Origin of the sequence: Methanobrevibacter gottschalkii DSM 11977 (assembly GCF_003814835.1) — an archaeon.
Classification (GTDB): Archaea; Methanobacteriota; Methanobacteria; order Methanobacteriales; family Methanobacteriaceae; genus Methanocatella; species Methanocatella gottschalkii.
In genome coordinates this window covers 215051-227847 of sequence record NZ_RKRG01000002.1, presented here as the reverse complement: position 1 = coordinate 227847, position 12797 = coordinate 215051, and the positions used below count along the sequence as shown (strand labels likewise).

At 31.8% G+C, this 12797-nt stretch carries 18 protein-coding genes and 1 tRNA gene; 2 read left to right on the top strand and 17 right to left on the bottom strand.

Annotated features, from left to right (window positions below; genetic code table 11):
• Nucleotide 1: 1 nt before the first annotated feature.
• The 16 genes from EDC42_RS04940 to EDC42_RS04865 all read right to left on the bottom strand — a co-directional run bounded on the left by EDC42_RS04940 (nucleotide 2) and on the right by EDC42_RS04865 (nucleotide 9084).
• A complete protein-coding gene (locus EDC42_RS04940; protein ID WP_069574656.1) occupies nucleotides 2–802 on the bottom strand; it encodes an isopentenyl phosphate kinase in 801 nt (266 codons plus the stop codon).
• 4 nt (nucleotides 803–806) lie between these two features.
• The gene (gene mvk, locus EDC42_RS04935; RefSeq protein ID WP_069574657.1) at nucleotides 807–1769 is read right to left on the bottom strand and encodes a mevalonate kinase; all 963 of its coding nucleotides are present in this window, start codon (nucleotides 1767–1769) and stop codon (nucleotides 807–809) included.
• Between the two features lie 11 nt (nucleotides 1770–1780).
• Nucleotides 1781–2629, bottom strand: coding sequence for an MEMO1 family protein (locus EDC42_RS04930; RefSeq protein ID WP_069574658.1), 849 nt, complete (start codon nucleotides 2627–2629; stop codon nucleotides 1781–1783).
• Nucleotides 2630–2638: 9 nt separating this feature from the next.
• Entirely contained in the window at nucleotides 2639–3241 is a 603-nt protein-coding gene (gene rpsB, locus EDC42_RS04925; RefSeq protein WP_069574659.1) for a 30S ribosomal protein S2, read from the bottom strand.
• Nucleotides 3242–3253: 12 nt separating this feature from the next.
• Nucleotides 3254–3448, bottom strand: a complete 195-nt coding sequence (locus EDC42_RS04920; protein WP_069574660.1) for a 4Fe-4S binding protein — start codon at nucleotides 3446–3448, stop codon at nucleotides 3254–3256.
• A gap of 23 nt (nucleotides 3449–3471) precedes the next feature.
• The gene (gene eno / locus EDC42_RS04915) at nucleotides 3472–4716 is read right to left on the bottom strand and encodes a phosphopyruvate hydratase (protein ID WP_069574661.1); all 1245 of its coding nucleotides are present in this window, start codon (nucleotides 4714–4716) and stop codon (nucleotides 3472–3474) included.
• 134 nt (nucleotides 4717–4850) lie between these two features.
• Nucleotides 4851–5048 carry a DNA-directed RNA polymerase subunit K gene (locus EDC42_RS04910; RefSeq protein WP_069574662.1) on the bottom strand — a complete coding sequence of 66 codons (198 nt, stop codon included), beginning with the start codon at nucleotides 5046–5048 and terminating at the stop codon, nucleotides 4851–4853.
• A gap of 60 nt (nucleotides 5049–5108) precedes the next feature.
• A complete protein-coding gene (locus EDC42_RS04905; protein ID WP_069574663.1) occupies nucleotides 5109–5279 on the bottom strand; it encodes a DNA-directed RNA polymerase subunit N in 171 nt (56 codons plus the stop codon).
• A 46-nt stretch (nucleotides 5280–5325) separates the two neighbouring features.
• A complete protein-coding gene (locus EDC42_RS04900; RefSeq protein WP_069574664.1) occupies nucleotides 5326–5727 on the bottom strand; it encodes a 30S ribosomal protein S9 in 402 nt (133 codons plus the stop codon).
• 18 nt (nucleotides 5728–5745) lie between these two features.
• On the bottom strand, nucleotides 5746–6168 hold the full coding sequence (locus tag EDC42_RS04895) for a 50S ribosomal protein L13 (protein WP_083234855.1): 423 nt from the start codon (nucleotides 6166–6168) through the stop codon (nucleotides 5746–5748).
• 8 nt (nucleotides 6169–6176) lie between these two features.
• On the bottom strand, nucleotides 6177–6542 hold the full coding sequence (locus EDC42_RS04890; RefSeq protein WP_069574666.1) for a 50S ribosomal protein L18e: 366 nt from the start codon (nucleotides 6540–6542) through the stop codon (nucleotides 6177–6179).
• Nucleotides 6542–7345 (bottom strand): DNA-directed RNA polymerase subunit D, encoded by an 804-nt coding sequence (locus EDC42_RS04885; RefSeq protein ID WP_069574733.1) that lies wholly within the window; start codon nucleotides 7343–7345, stop codon nucleotides 6542–6544. The genes EDC42_RS04890 and EDC42_RS04885 overlap by 1 nt, the downstream gene beginning before the upstream one ends.
• 15 nt (nucleotides 7346–7360) lie before the next feature.
• Nucleotides 7361–7753, bottom strand: a complete 393-nt coding sequence (locus EDC42_RS04880; protein ID WP_069574667.1) for a 30S ribosomal protein S11 — start codon at nucleotides 7751–7753, stop codon at nucleotides 7361–7363.
• An 11-nt stretch (nucleotides 7754–7764) separates the two neighbouring features.
• Entirely contained in the window at nucleotides 7765–8304 is a 540-nt protein-coding gene (locus EDC42_RS04875) for a 30S ribosomal protein S4 (RefSeq protein WP_069574668.1), read from the bottom strand.
• 63 nt (nucleotides 8305–8367) lie between these two features.
• A complete protein-coding gene (locus tag EDC42_RS04870; protein WP_069574669.1) occupies nucleotides 8368–8817 on the bottom strand; it encodes a 30S ribosomal protein S13 in 450 nt (149 codons plus the stop codon).
• Between the two features lie 182 nt (nucleotides 8818–8999).
• A tRNA-Ser gene (locus tag EDC42_RS04865) sits at nucleotides 9000–9084 on the bottom strand.
• Between the two features lie 209 nt (nucleotides 9085–9293).
• On the opposite strand from EDC42_RS04865, the gene EDC42_RS04860 reads away from it, so the two are divergent.
• A complete protein-coding gene (locus EDC42_RS04860; protein ID WP_069574670.1) occupies nucleotides 9294–9851 on the top strand; it encodes a LemA family protein in 558 nt (185 codons plus the stop codon).
• A 14-nt stretch (nucleotides 9852–9865) separates the two neighbouring features.
• Nucleotides 9866–11632: a DUF2207 domain-containing protein gene (locus EDC42_RS04855; RefSeq protein WP_069574671.1), complete on the top strand. Its 1767-nt coding sequence runs from the start codon at nucleotides 9866–9868 to the stop codon at nucleotides 11630–11632.
• Nucleotides 11633–11755: 123 nt separating this feature from the next.
• Here EDC42_RS04855 and EDC42_RS04850 read toward each other — a convergent pair whose 3' ends face one another.
• Entirely contained in the window at nucleotides 11756–12721 is a 966-nt protein-coding gene (locus EDC42_RS04850) for an RNA-guided pseudouridylation complex pseudouridine synthase subunit Cbf5 (protein WP_069574672.1), read from the bottom strand.
• Nucleotides 12722–12797: the final 76 nt, after the last annotated feature.

Sequence of the window (12797 nt, the reverse complement as noted above, 5' to 3'; positions counted from 1 at the left end):
GTTACTTCCCCCTTGAAATCACAGTTCCTTTTACATCTTCGTTTTCCAATACTTTAAAAATATTGTCTTCAACTTCCGCATTTATTATTTTAGATTCAATTCCCAAATCTGCTAAATATAATAATTCTTTAATTTTCCCAATCATTCCACCAGTGACATCTACATTTGTAGTTCCTTCAAATGCATCTAACTCTTCAAGTGAAGATAATTTATCAAAAAATATAGCATCATCATGAGTTTTTGGGTTTTTATTATAAACTCCATCAACATCTGTTCCGAGAATTACCTGATTAGGATTTAAATTCATTGCAAGGTATTGAATTAATTGATCACCAGAAATAACACAAAATTCCAATTCATCATCTAGAACAACATCACCATAAATTACAGGAATAAAACCTTTTTCCAAATATTTATTAAAAGAATCTAAATCCCCATGAGTTATTCTTTTATTAGTAGCTGTCATGAAACTTGAAGCAGGAATTGCAACAACAGGTAAACCTTGTTCAATGAATGCTTCACATACATACATATTTAATTTTTTAACAGCATTCTGAGTTTCACAAAATCCAATTCTTTTTTGAGGATATTCTGATTTATCAAATACCTCGCCGATTTTATATTTTTTAGCAGGTGGATGTCCAAATGATCCCGCACCATGAACAACAATTAATTCTTTTGCAGAATTATCTAAAGAAGATTTAATTTCTAAAGCAATTCTTTTAAGACTATCAGAATTAACTTCACTTTTAGAGGAATCTTTATTAGTTAAACTACTTCCACCAATTTTTAAAATAATCATGAAATCACTTATAAACCCTTGAAGAGACACCTCTTCTAGTAAATCTAACTTTTAAAATACTATCATCACGAGCAATAGCATTTGCAACTTCATCAACTTTTCCCGGACAAAGTGCAATAATACTTCCTCCGCCACCGGCGCCGGTAGTTTTAGAACCGATAGCTCCAGCTTCTCTTGCATTATATACCATACGAGATAATTCTAATGTATTTACACCAATAACATCCAAAAATCCATGATTGATATTCATTAATTCTCCAACTTTATTATAATCTTTTTTCAAAATAGCTTGTTTAGCATAATTAGTTAAATTACCCATTGCAGTAATCACAGGATTGATAATTTTTGGATTTCTATTTTTTAAATTTTTAACATCTTTAACCATTTTTCCAGTATTTCCATGTTTAGTGGTAAAACCTACAACCAATGGAGCATTAAAGTTTACTTTAAAATGTTCAACTTTTTTATTCCTAGACAAATATACAAGACCCCCATAAGTAGAAACCAATGTGTCAAGAGGACTGGCTACCCCCTGAACAGCTTGTTCTACCATGTGGGCATCATGTGCTAAAGATTTCTTATTAAACCGAATATTATGATACCTATATAATGCAGCAAGTGTAGCTACAGTAACTGCTGCTGATGAACCAAGCCCAGAACCAATAGGGACATTTGATGATAATGTTATGTCGATTGGAGAGTGGTCATGTGCTCTGTAAAGAGATTCTAAAATATATCTAATAATACCAGGTTTTCCCTTTGTTAAAATGTATTTTTTCTGTTTTGAAAGTAATTCAGCTTCAAAACCTATATCTGGAGCTCTAAAAATAGATTTATCAGATTTGGACTCTTTAATTGTAATATAAGCCCTTTTATTAACCGCTCCTGCAATTGCAGGTTCATCGTAAACAACTGAATGTTCACCAAACAATATAGTTTTTGCCGGAGCAGAAGCTTTTGCAATCATAAAAAAACACCTTATTTAAAAACTCCTGAAGCATATCCCACAACAGAGCTAAAATCACCAGTGACATCCCCACTAGTTTGATATGCTAATATTTCACAAGAATTTTTCCCACATCTTTTAGAAAGTGAAATATTGGTCATTACAGGACCATAACCACACATAGTAATATTATATTGAACAACTTCTTCAAACAATTTGAATTCATTCATCTCTTCAATATCTTCTAAAACAAAGCCATCAACTTTATTTGCTTTCTCTTGATTGTTAAAGTGAGATAAGTCAGTGCTTGCAATAACACAATAAGATTTACTTAACTTATTTCCAGCTTCAAAAATGGCATTAGCCAAATCATTTGAAGTTGCAAATGTTTGTGTTCCCATAGTAATTGGAACAATTTTAAAATCAGAAGAAAAATATTGAAGGAAAGGTAGTTGAACTTCAATACTGTGTTCATGGACATGGGCATGAAAATCTGAACTTGCAATATCAGAAATAGAAATTATCTCATTTGCAAATTCATTATCAACTTCTACATCCCCTAAAGGTGTTATCCATTCACCTTCATTAAAAACAGAAATTTCACTACCTAATCCAGTGTGATTTGGACTTATAATAATAAAAACTTCAGGAAAACCATTTCTAACGATGTCACAATAGCTATGAGAAGCTATTGCACCAGAATATTGATAACCTGCATGTGGAACCATAACATTGATAGGATAATCTTTACCATTAAACTTATTTAATTCAGGTATGAAACCAACACCCGATTTATCTAAAAAACAACTCTCAATGATTTTTTTTAGATTTTCAGCATCATTTGGATAAAATGATCCGGCTACAGCAGGTTGTCTTAACATTTAACTCACTTAAAATTTAAGTTCAAAGTCAGTGGAATCAATATCTAAGTCACCGTCTTCAGGAATGTCTCCTCTTTCTCTTAAAATTTGTCTTGCAAGTAACCAGTAAACTAAAGCAATAGCTTTTCTACCTTTGTTGTTAACAGGTACTGCAATATCAACGAAACTAAGTAAATTTTCAGTATCACATAATGCAACAACAAGAATTCCATTTTGTTTGGATTCTAAAACTGCTTGTGCATCAGATCTTGGGTCAGTTACAACAATAACTTTTGGTTCAATAAATTTAGCATAATTTGGATTAGTTAAAGTACCTGGAATGAATCTGCCAGGAATAGTTTTTGCACCGGTGATTTCACCGAATTTCTTAACAGGAGCTTGACCATATTGTCTGGTAGCAACTACTAAAATATCTTCTGGGTCATATTTTGCTAAAAGTTTTGCAATTTGTCTGATTCTTTCATCAGTTTTTTGAATATCCAATACATATAAACCATCAGATCTTACTCTGAATATATATTTTTCCATATCACTGGTTTTTTGTTGAGTACCAATATGTAAACCAGCTGCTAAGTAATTATCTAAATCTATTAAAAGTTCATCATTTGCCATTTTATCACCTATTTAAAAATCATCTTCAATTTTAATACAATCATTTGGACATACATCCATACATACTTCACAATAACTACATTCTGAAGGATCAACAATTTCAATTTTGTCTCCTTTAAGAACTAATACTTCCATAGGACAGACGTCAGAACATTCTGCACAGTCTGCACCATCACATTTATCATAATCAATAGTTACTTTAGCCATAATTATTCTCCCCAAAACTATTTTTAAAATTTGTTCATAGTTGGATTTGGAAGTTCCTCTTCAATACGAATTAGTTCATTTAATTTAGCTATTCTTTCCCCACCAATAGCTCCGGTTTTAATCAATGGCGATGAAAAACCAACCGCCAAATGAGCGATAGTTTCATCAGTAGTTTCACCAGACCTATGTGATACAACAGGGACAATATTATTCTCTTTAGCTAATTTAACAGTAGCATAAGTTTCAGATAAGGAACCAATTTGATTTGGTTTAATAATGATAGCATTTGCAGCTTTCATTTCAATACCTTTAGCCAATAATTCTTTATTTGTCACAAATAAATCATCACCACAGATAAGGCATTTATCTCCAACTTTCGCAGTCAATTGAGAAAATCCTCCAAAGTCAGATTCATCAAATGGATCTTCCACATAAAACATATTGTAAGTATCAATAATATCTTTTACGAAATCAATTTGATCTCCGGTATCTCTTTTAATACCATCTTGAGCATAAATATATTTTTGCTCAGCTGCATTCCATAATTCGGATGCAGCAATATCAAGTGAAGGTCTAATTTCAATACCTAATTCATCCCCTACTTCTTCACAAGCACGAGCTTGAATTTCTAAAGCAGCATCATTTGAAATGTTAGGCACCCATCCACCTTCATCACCTTTACCGCCAGTAAAGTTTGAATCTTTAGATTGAATTAACTCCTTTAATCTTTTATGAACAGAAGCATTTGCAAAAACTGCATCAGAAATATTAGTAGCTCCAACAGGAACAACTAAAAATTCCTGAATATCCGGTGCATTAATACCCGCATGTGCTCCACCATTCATCATGTTTCCTAAAGGGAAAGGTAATTCATTTACTAAATTTCCACCAATGTATTTATATAATGGCATATTATAAGATGCAGCTGCAGCTTTAGCCACTGCCATTGAAATAGCAACAGTAGTATTACCACCAATAGCAGATAAATTATCAGTTCCATCAACTTCTTTTAATACTTCATCAATAGTTACTAAATCTTCAGCATCCATTCCAATAAGTTCAGAAGCAATTAAATCTTCCATTTCACTAACAACTTCATCAATCCCACCTTTAGGATATGGTACTACTTCATATGAGCCAGTACTCGCTCCGCTAGGTGCAGCAGCTCTACCCTTACTATTCCAAGTAATTACATCCACTTCTATAGTAGGGTTTCCTCTGCTATCCAAAATCTTTCGAACTTGGACGTCTTCTATTATACTAACCAAAAAAAACACCTCAGTGCCAATTAATTTATTACCAACTAACCTATACTCCGAAAAAATCAGTAAGTTAATTTATAGAGTTATATTGGTATTTTTTATTTTTTTAAATAAATATTAGGAATAAATAGAACAACTATTTATTCATATCTAATAACATCTAATGGTAAAACTCCAGCTTTAAGTTCTTCGTAAGCTATATCAATAGGATCCAAAGAATCTTTAATTTCAACTAAAGGTTTAGCACCCATTGATATTTGAATTGCTCTAGCTCCGAGAAGTCTAGCTCTTTCAAACCTTGTTAATTTTTTTTCAACATCCATGAATATTACTTCCATTTTAGGTATATATTTTACCAAGATTATATTTTTTATTAAAAATATCCCTACACATGTAAATTATTCCCATGTTTGCACATGAGAAATTAGCATTCTTCTACAACAATATCTAGTTAAACCTAAGTCATCTAAAACATCTTTAGATTTTTCTCCAGCAGCAACTCTTTTATTATATTCATCAAAAACTGCTGATACTGGTTTTCCACAACTTAAACATCTAATAGGAATCATTTACATCATCTTTTAAATTAAATAAAATATAAAAGGTACAGAAAAATTATCTGTAACTTTTTTGTTTACGAGCTCTTGCACCAGGACCACCATATTTTTTAGGTTCAGAACGTCTTGGGTCACCAACTAACATAGTCCTGTCATATTGAGTGAATTTTTCTTTTAAATCCATATCTTGTGACCATTGAACAAGCCCTTTTGCAATAACCATACGTGCAGCTTCAGCTTGACCCATTACTCCTCCACCAATAACATGGATATTAATATCCACTTCATTAGCTAAATCACCAGCTAAGGTTAATGGTTCTTGTAATTTTAAGTTAGCAAGCTCTGGAGAATAAAGTTCTAAAGGAATTCTATTAATTCTAACTTTACCAGTTCCTTCACGAACAGTACCTCTTGCGATAGCTGTTTTACGTTTTCCGCTAGTATGAATAACTTTAACCATAATTACACATCCATCTATCTAAAAGGTAGCTCCTAAAAGTTTGGAGATTTCTCCTAATTCGATACCTTTTTTAATATTTTTATATTCTGCTTCAGGAACTGCAGTGAGTTCTACATCAGCATATTCAGCAGGTACGCCAACAAACGCTTTTAATCCTTTGAATGCAGTTTTACCTTTAGATTTTTTGAAAGGCAACATACCTCTTACAGTTCTTCTAAATATATCGTCCGGTCTTCTAGGATATTTAGGACCTAAATCACGAGGGTTAGAAATACTTGCCCTGTCAACTCTTTGTTTGTATTTAGCATAAGCCCAATCCTTATTACCAGTTAACATAATTTTTTCAGCATTAATAATAATTACTTCTTCGCCTTCTAAAAGATTTTTACTAGTTACACTAGCTAATCTTCCTAAAACGCATCCTTCTCCGTCAATAATCATAATAACACCTATTCCATAATCCTAATGTTTGATCCTTTAGGATTAGATTCGATTATTTCATCAATTGCAATGCATTCTCCACCAGCACTTTCAATTTTTTCTTGCGCTTTAGCTGAGAATTTTAATGCTACAACATCTACTTTTTCTGTTAAATTACCATTTGATAAAACTTTACCCGGTACTAAAATAGTTTCACCAGCTTCAGCATGTCTTGCAATATCAGACAAATTTACTTCAGCGGTTCTTCTATTAGACCTTTCAAGTCTTTTTGCAACATCTTTCCAAATAGCTGCATTTTCATTTCTTGATTGTTCATAAAGTTTATTAATAAGTTCAATAAGGTTAGGATTAGTTTTTATAATCTTTTTAGCCATTATTTACTTCCTCCTTCTTCACTAAATCTGATAAACTTATCTGCTTTTTCACCTAATACTTCACAAGCTTTTAATAAAACTTCTTTAGGAGGCATTGATCCATCAGTTTCTATTCTAAATATGAAATCATTTTCACGATACCCTACATTAATGTAGCCATTAGTTGAAGCTCTTACACAACTTTTACACATAGAACAGTTTTCAATGTCTAAAATTTTAATCTTTTTAGATCTCTTATCAGATTTTAAAACACCTCTAGGACATGCAGATGCACAATCATAATCAATTTCTAAATCATCATTAAAAGTGATTTCAGGATATTGTTTATAAGCACAGACAGTGGTTGGCATCCATTTTGCATGATCCTTTCCATATCCAACTTTTGCAACAGATTCTATATTGAGTTTTTCATTGTCTTTAAGTTTTACTAAAGGAATGGTATCGTATACTGGTTTAATTTTTGAGTCTGAAGATATTAAATCCTTTGAATAAACTACTTTAGGTCCTTCTTCCTTTAAAGTGAACATGATTCCATTAGTATACTCTTCCCAATCATCATCTTCCGGTAAAGATAACCCTTCAAGAGCATCAAGATCAGAAACTAAAGGAGTTAAACCAAGTCTATGAGCAAGCACCTCATTAAACATAGCAGAATCATTTCTAATAATATTTACATCTTCGATAGCTATTTTTGGTACATTAACCATAGCACATCTTCTAATTGCATTAACAAAAGGTACTTCTGCATCACGAACAATGAATACTATTTCATCATCCTTTTGACTTTTAACTTCTATCTCCATATTAAACCCTTCCATCTAAACTCTTCTTCCTCTTTTACCACCAGGTCTTCCAGTACCATCGTGAGGAATTGGAGTAATATCTTCTATTTTTCCTATTTTAATTCCGGCTCTTGCTAAAGCACGAATAGTAGCTTGTGCACCAGGACCTGGACTTCTAGGTCCATTTCCACCAGGAGCTCTTACTTTAATATGTAAACCAACGAATCCTTTTTCTTTTGCATCATCCGCAATTCTAGTTGCAGCAGCCATAGCCGCAAAAGGTGAAGCTTGTTGTCTGTCTGCACGTACAACTTTTCCACCAGACCATTGGGAAATAGTTTCAGCACCAGTAATGTCTGTTACAGTAATAATAGTGTTATTGAATGATGAGTAAATATTAGCTATACCCCATTTTTCATCTTTTGCCATGATTACACCCTCTATTCCTCAGTATTAACTTTATCAGATTTACTATTGTTGTACTCTTCAATTTGTTTAGCTACAGGTGAAGAACGGTAGAATCCAATATCATCTTCTTGACCTTTTAAAACAACATAACTTGGTGAGTTGATTTTTTTACCATTTAAAGCTATGTGTCCATGTACAACAAACATTCTTGCTTCTTTAGGAGTACGAGCTAAACCTTTATTGTATACAATAGTTTGTAATCTTCTTCTTAAGATATCTTCTACATTTAAATCTAAGATTTCTTCAAGAGCAGCACCTTCAGGCAAAATACCAGTTCTAGCTAAGTGTCCTAATAATTCTAATTTTTCTTCTTGCATCTGATCAGTGGAAAAACCAAGCAAATATCTTGCTTCCCTACTGTATCTTCTGACTAAAGTATCGGCTTTCCAAATTTCTTTTTTATTTTTTAAGCCGTATTTAGTCATTAATTTATTTTCATTTTTAATTCTTTCCGCATTCCAAGGATGTGGTGGTGTATTATACTTTTTCCTTGATTTTCTAGGTTGTCCCATTAAAACATCTCCTTTATAAAATTGAATTTAAAATATTAAATTTCTTAAAAAAAAGTTCCATGTCTATCCACGTGAACGTTTTACACCAACTGAAGAACTTTTTCTGAAAGTAGACTTGGTTCTTTGACCTCTAACAGGTAAACCAACTTCATGTCTTCTACCTTTGTAACTTCTGGTCTTTTTCATTCTATTTAAATCATCTCTTAAAGTCATATCAAGATCAGATTCAATTAAGTGAATGTCATCACCAGTTTCATAGTCTTCCCTACGGTTCAACATCCATCTAGGAATGTCAAATTTTTGAGGGTTTTCTAAAATTTCTTCAATTCTTAAAACATCTTCATCAGCGATGTATCCAATTTTAGCATCTAAATCTAAGTCCAAAGTACGGCACATAGTTTTAGATAAAGAGATTCCTACACCTTTAATTTCAGTTAAAGCTTGTTCAATGGTTTTATTACCATTTACGTCCTTTCTTGAAATACGCACTAAATGCTTAAAATCGTCTTCCATCAAATAACCTCCATTTATAGAGCGAATCTACGAGACGCGAATTATAGATTCGAATGTTTTGATTAACAAAACACAGTTCTTTCAACAGTTATAAACTTAGTTATAATATAACTAAGAGTGCAAAAATATCAGTCTAACAAGTATTTTATAAAGTTAAAAAAATATAGTTAAAAACTAATAAACGCCGAGACTGGGATTTGAACCCAGGAGGGCTGAACGCCCACGAGATTTCCAGTCTCGCGCCTTACCAGGCTAGACTATCTCGGCATAAAATAGTTAGCAAATACCTGCAAATCATATTGTCTAGAATAATATGATAAAATAATATATTTATTTTCACATATATAAATGTATTGATTATGGCAGCAATCTTTAAAATTACATTATTATTATAATAATAATTAGATTAATCCCATTAATAAATTTAAAAAACAAAGTTTATATTTTATATAAATAATATTAATATTAGTGATAATATGGATTTTATACTAACTATAGTAATTATAATAGTAGTCTTATTTATTATAGTTACATTAATACATATGTACAATAATCTTGTTGGACTTAGAAATCGTGTTAAGAACAGTTATGCACAAATTGATGTTCAGCTTAAAAGAAGAAATGATTTAATACCGAATCTTGTTGAAACAGTAAAAGGTTATGCTTCTCATGAGAAAGGAGTTCTTGAAGAAGTAACAAAAGCCAGAAATAGTGTTATGAATGCTTCATCCATTAAAGAAACAAGTGTTGCAGATAACCAATTGACTGGTGCATTAAAATCACTTTTCGCTGTTGCTGAAAATTACCCTGACTTAAAAGCTAATAGTAATTTCCAACAATTACAAAACGAGTTAAGTGAAACTGAAGATAAAATTGCTTATTCAAGACAGTTCTATAATGATGTTGTTTTAAAATATAATAATGCATGCCAACAGTTTCCAAGCAGCATACTTGCAAGAATATTTGGTTATAAAATAGAAGACTATTTTGAAGCTCCGGAAGCAGAAAGGACAGTTCCTAAAGTAGAATTTTAAACATGAGGGATTATATGAATGTTAAAAACACATTTGTTATAATCTTACTTTTTTTAATATTATTTTCAACAGTTACATTTGTATCTGCAGATGATGATAGAAGCTATTCAATAGATCAAGTGATAACAGATTTAACAGTTAAAAATAATGGACTACTACATGTAGAAGAACAGTATGATTATTCATTTGATGGAGCTTTTAATGGAGTTTATAGGGACATACCTCTAAAATCCGGAGAAAGCATTGAGAATATTAAAATTCATGTTGATGGTGCATATGCCACATATGAAGAAAGTGATGATGATGGATATAAACATGTAAAAATTTATTTATATTCCGATGCAGCCCATACTAAAGGTATAAAAGATTGTAATGTAAAAGTCTACATTAGCTACGATTTGATTGGTGCAGTAACTATTTTTAATGATGTTAGTGGACTTCAATACAAACTTTGGGGTGAAGAATGGGATGTTGGAGCTAACAATTTAAAAGCAACAGTACATTTACCTGGAAATAATGGAAATGAATATTATTTAACCCCCTCCGAGTACAATGATACTTCATCCTTAAAAGGAAACACAATAACTGCAGAAAGTTCATACATTCCGAAAGGCGAATATTATGAGTTACTTGTTTTAATGCCAGTTGATGATTTTAATAAATCCCCAAATGCAAAACATGTAAATCAAAATGGTCATGACATGATTATGAAAAACTTAAAAAACACCATTAACGAACGTGACTTTTGGAATACAACTTATTTAGTTTTAGGATTATTAACTCTTATAAGCCCCATAAGTGCTATAATAGTATACTTGAAATATGGTAGAGAACCAGAAGTTAATTATGATGGAATTTACGAAAGAGATTTGCCCACAAATGATCCTCCGGAAATAGTTAATGCACTGATTGAAAATAAAATAAGCATTGGACATCCGAATATTAAAGGATTTGAAGCTTCAATAATGAATCTTATTGATAGAAAATTCATTACATTATCCTCACAAGAAAATATTGAAAGCAATACCAAAGACTTAATGTTAACATTGAATAACAAGGCAGGATTGAGTGCAAGTGAACAAATTGTATTTGACACTCTTAACCACTTTTCAACAAATAATATTTTAAATCTTTCAACACTTAATGGACAATTATCTTCAGAAACAAATGGTAAATGGTTTATGGAAAAAATTAGAGAATGGGAATCATCAGTTGAAAATGATATGGATGTATCAAGATTTTTTGATGACAGAGGTTCTTCAATAATGAATGTAATCGGATTATTAGGAATACCTTTCGCTATAGCATTAATTGTTCTTGGATTTATAACAAATCTAAATAACGGATTATATAGTATAGCTGGAGGAATATTTTTAATAATATTTTCAATAGTAATCACCATGTCAGATGATGATATCTTTGGAAGATGGACAGAAGAAGGTAGAGTATACTATCTCAAATGGAAAAATTTGAAGAATTTTTTAGAAGACAACAGTTTAATTAAAGAACATCCTCCAGAATCAATAATTATTTGGAAGAAGTACCTAATTTATGGTGCTGCTCTCGGAGTAGCAGACAAAGTTTACGAATCAATGAAACTGCAAGTGCCAAACATTTCAGATTATGATAATGATGGATTATTCATGTATCATTATTACGGGGGATATGGAATGATGAATATGGCATTTTCAACTGGTGAAATTTCAGCAAACCCATCTGACTCTAGTGGATTCGGTGGATCTGGAGGAGGATCTGGAGGAGGAGGTGGAGGAGCGTTTTAGCTCTTTCATTTCTTTTTTAAATAAATTCCATCCCACATTAAAATAAAAATTTTGAATATAATTTGTAGAATACGGCTTTAAAGAATTAAGAAAAAAATAGTTTTTAATTTAGTGAAAATAAAGTTATTTCCAGAATCTCGGATAAGTACCGGGTTTCATTAATACTTTAGAAACATTAACAGCAAAACCTGAATCAGATTCTAAAATTTCACCTGAAGTTAATAATGAAGAACCAGCACCAACTAACTCACCTTTAAGTGTTAAAATTGCTACAATATCATTCTTTTGGATATTATCTGTAAGTTCTGCAATACCACCACAAGCTAAATCTGCACCATGGCAAATTGCATCAACAGCAGAATCTTTAACAATGACTTTCGGCAAATAATCAGCAGCCATCTCCATCGGCATGATTGCTTGACGTAAAAACGATTCATCACCATCTTCAATATAAAAATGATATGCATCAGTTACATCTTGCAAGGTTACCAAATTGTTTTTTTCATTAAATGAACCGACTTGGGTTCTTCTAAGTTCCGCCATGTGTGCTCCAACACCTAACGCTTCACCGATATTATGGCAGTAAGTTCTAACATAAGTTCCTGCCTCACAACCTATTCTGAATAAAACATCACGCCCATCTATTTCATAGATAGTTGCATAGTAAATATTACGTGTTCTTAATTCACGTTTAACAGCGGATTTAACCGGAGGAAGTTGATAAATTTTACCTGTGAATTCAGCAAAAACTTCACGGATTCTTTCTTCGGGAACATCTTGATGCAATGTTAACAAACAAACATATTCCTTTGGAGCAGTCAATAACAATTGTATTGCTCTTGTCGCATCATTTAACCCAACTGGTAAAATTCCAGTCACCTTAGGATCTAATGTTCCACCATGACCTGATTTTTCTAAAGATAAAATTCTTTTAACCCAAGAATCAATTTCATGCGAAGTTGGACCGGATGGCTTATCTAAATTGATTACACCTTTAGAAATATATTCGGAAATCTCTCTTTCCTCTGGTTTACACCCGAAATCCGGAGAAGTGAAACTTTTAGATTTGACCATTCTATTGAACTTCATAAAAAACCCTTGAATGAATAAATAAAAAAATAGTTAAATAAAAAAAGATATGAATAAATTTAATTATTCATTTAAA